1 protein-coding gene is annotated in these 286 nt (G+C 42.0%); it reads left to right on the top strand.

The annotated features are described in order from the left end of the window. The coding region (locus AB9F27_RS22180) for a hypothetical protein (RefSeq protein WP_369758243.1) at positions 1 to 216 on the top strand (216 nt) is incomplete at its 5' end. Positions 217 to 286: the final 70 nt, after the last annotated feature.

Genomic DNA, 286 nt, shown 5'->3' with positions numbered 1-286 from the left:
AGTGCAATCCACTTGAAGAAAATGAACCCGCTGCTGATGGAAACATTCGATGTTACTTTCCAAATATTCGGAGTGCTTTCGATGACATCGAAAAACGACAATCCGCGGAATACAACATTCGTACTAATTAGCAGCAAATCTAAGCCCGCCAAGACTAAAAAGGGTGTGCAAAATCGCGTCCATTTAATTTCTGCAAACATACTCGGCTTCATTTAAAGTCTCCGTTGGACCTAGCAAACGTGGATCAACCTAGCACAATTGCGGAAATGTTAAAGCTTTTACCGGT

It is taken from the genome of Falsihalocynthiibacter sp. CO-5D18 (assembly GCF_041205445.1).
Lineage (GTDB): Bacteria > Pseudomonadota > Alphaproteobacteria > Rhodobacterales > Rhodobacteraceae > Falsihalocynthiibacter > Falsihalocynthiibacter arcticus.
Note: the sequence above shows the minus strand (reverse complement) of the source record. Positions and strands in the feature narration are given on the sequence as shown.